Annotated in this window: 2 protein-coding genes; one reads left to right on the top strand and one right to left on the bottom strand. The window is 68.8% G+C overall.

Features of this window, described 5'->3' with window-relative positions; all coding sequences use genetic code 11:
- The coding region (locus IQ782_RS29465; RefSeq protein ID WP_338092672.1) for a BTAD domain-containing putative transcriptional regulator at positions 1–1,168 on the bottom strand (1,168 nt) is incomplete at its 3' end.
- A gap of 281 nt (positions 1,169–1,449) precedes the next feature.
- Between IQ782_RS29465 and IQ782_RS29460 the strand changes: the two genes are divergently transcribed.
- Positions 1,450–1,941: a DUF6647 family protein gene (locus tag IQ782_RS29460; RefSeq protein WP_194138217.1), complete on the top strand. Its 492-nt coding sequence runs from the start codon at positions 1,450–1,452 to the stop codon at positions 1,939–1,941.
- Positions 1,942–2,322: the final 381 nt, after the last annotated feature.

Below are 2,322 nucleotides of genomic sequence, written 5' to 3'. Positions count from 1 at the left end.
CCCGGGCGCGCTCGATCTCGGCCTGCTCGAGCCGCGGCGCCACCGCGCCGACGACGCGCGCGGTGACCCGGTCCTGCAGGTCGAAGACATTCTCGAGCCCGCCCTCGAAGGTCTCGGCCCAGAGCAGCCCACCGCTTGCGGCGTCGACCAGACGGCCGGCGATCCGCATTCGATCACCGCCGCGCCGGACGCTGCCCGAGAGGATGTAGCGCACCCCAAGGGTCTGGCCGATCCGCGTCACGTCCTCCTGCTCGCCGCGCCAGGCGAAGCTCGAGCTGCGCGAGATGACGAAGAGCCAGCGCACCCGAGACAGCGCCCCGATGATCTCCTCGACCACCCCGTCGGCGAAATAGGCCTGTTCGGGGTCGGTCCCGGAAACGTCGAAGGCGAGCACGGCGATGGAGGGCCGCGCCGGCGTGTGCAGCGGGGTCGCGGGATCGGCCTGCCGCAGCGGGTGCTTGCTGACTTCGTCGAGCACCGCCAGCGTCTGCGGCTCGGGCGCGACGCCGAGTTCATCCCGGAGAGCGGCGCGCAATGTCTCGAACCTGCGCAGCGCGCCGCAGCGGTCGCCGTTGCGGGCCAGGCAGGTCATGATCGTCCTGCACGCGTCCTCGCGCAGCGGATCCATCGCCTCGAGCCGATAGGCAGCGACGAGCGCCCGGTCCGCGTTGCCCGTTTCCAGGGCGCTCGCCATCACCCGCCCGGCCGCCTGCTCGGCAAGGCGTCCGAAGCGCCGCCGCTCCGTGGCGAGCCAGTCCTCGAAGGCGGGATCGCGCACGGCACAGCCCTCGAGAAGCGCGCCGCGATAGAGCGCGAGCGCGCGCTCCGCCGCGGCTTCGGAGCCCTCGGCGCAGTGCCGCTCGAAGGCGAGAGCGTCGATGTCCACCGCGCCCGGGTCGAGGTGAGCGCTCTGCCGGTCCGAGCAGAGCGCGTCCCGGGCGGATCCCAGCACCTCCCTCAGATGCCCGAGCGCGTGCTTGAGGCTGTCGCGGGCGTGCAGCTCGTCGCGGTCGCTCCACAACAGGGCCGCAAGCCGCTCGCGCGGGATGGGCGTGCCGGACGCCAGCGCCAGCACCGCGAGCAGGCCCTGCTCCTTCTGCCCGAGGGACGCCACCGGATCGCTCGCCGACGGGGTGATCCGGCAATCCCCCAGGAGCGAAATCGACACCCTGGCCACTTCGCTCTCCCACACTCATCTACGGGCAGCGGAATTGAACCACATTTCCCGCGAGTTCGCGACGATTTCCCGCTTTCTTCCCGCGCCTGCCTCCGACCAATCCCGCCCGCGTCCCGGCCGATCCCTACGCTTCCCGCCAGCAGATGCGGAGGAGGTTCGCGATGACCGACAGCACCGGGAGGGCTCCCCGAAAGAGCCCATGTCCGTCTCCAAAGGTGGGCGTGATGTCACGTCTGGCCGGGACCCTCCTGAGGCCATGTGCCTGTCTCGTTATGAGCACGCTCATCCTTTCGCCCCAGGAGGCTGACGCCGATGCCGATCCCCTGGAGTGGCGGCACTCCGCGACGATCTCCGTGCTCGTCGAGACCCTCGAGACCTGGCTCGATGCCCGCGCGCCCTGGCCCAGGAAGGCGTCGGAACCGGAGGTCCGGCTGATCAGCCAGTCCAGTGCCGATGCCAGATCAAGTCCGCGCTTCGCCGGAACCGGCCCGACACGGGGTCTCTACGATGCGGAGACGGACACGATCTACCTCGTTCGGCCGTGGGACCGCCGGGACCCTGTGGACGTGAGCATCCTGCTTCACGAGATCGTCCATCACCGGCAGGACGGCGCCCAGCACTGGGTCTGCCCCGAGGCACAGGAACTCTCCGCATACAGGTTGCAGGATGCCTGGCTCGCTGAACTCGGGCTGCAGGCCGACGTCAACTGGATCGCCATCGTGCTTGCCTCCGGATGTTCGCCTCACGACATCCATCCCGACTGACTTCATCGGATCGCCGCCAAGGATGCCGGCTTCGGTGGACTTGGCACGGAAAGGCGACCAACGTTTCCATGCGGCGACGATATGAAGAGCTCTCGTCAGTGACCTGCAGGTCGATCGCGGATCAACTGGCACAGTCTGCGGTCTGCAATCGGTCAGTGATTTCGCAGGCACGGAGCAGAACAATCGACTGCAGCGAGCTCTGAGCATCAAACTCCTATGCGCCCCCGGGTGCAGTGCCGGGGCATCCTACTCAGGTCAGCCCTACACCGCCGGTCACGCCAAGCTTGGGCCGCCTGGAAGCAGCACCTGGCGGTCGGGCAGAAGCGGCGAAGCGTCAACTATGCGACCGGCACGAAGGGCGGAAAGCCGAAGTTCGCTGCG

The sequence above is a fragment of the Salipiger mangrovisoli genome (assembly GCF_015223355.1).
GTDB classification, from domain to species: Bacteria; Pseudomonadota; Alphaproteobacteria; order Rhodobacterales; family Rhodobacteraceae; genus Salipiger; species Salipiger mangrovisoli.
Note: the sequence above shows the minus strand (reverse complement) of the source record. Positions and strands in the feature narration are given on the sequence as shown.

What these genes read in the sequence shown, in the direction of transcription:
- IQ782_RS29460 (WP_194138217.1), top strand. Translation starts at nt 1,450, where the DNA reads ATGAGCACGCTCATCCTTTCGCCCCAGGAGGCTGACGCCGATGCCGAT.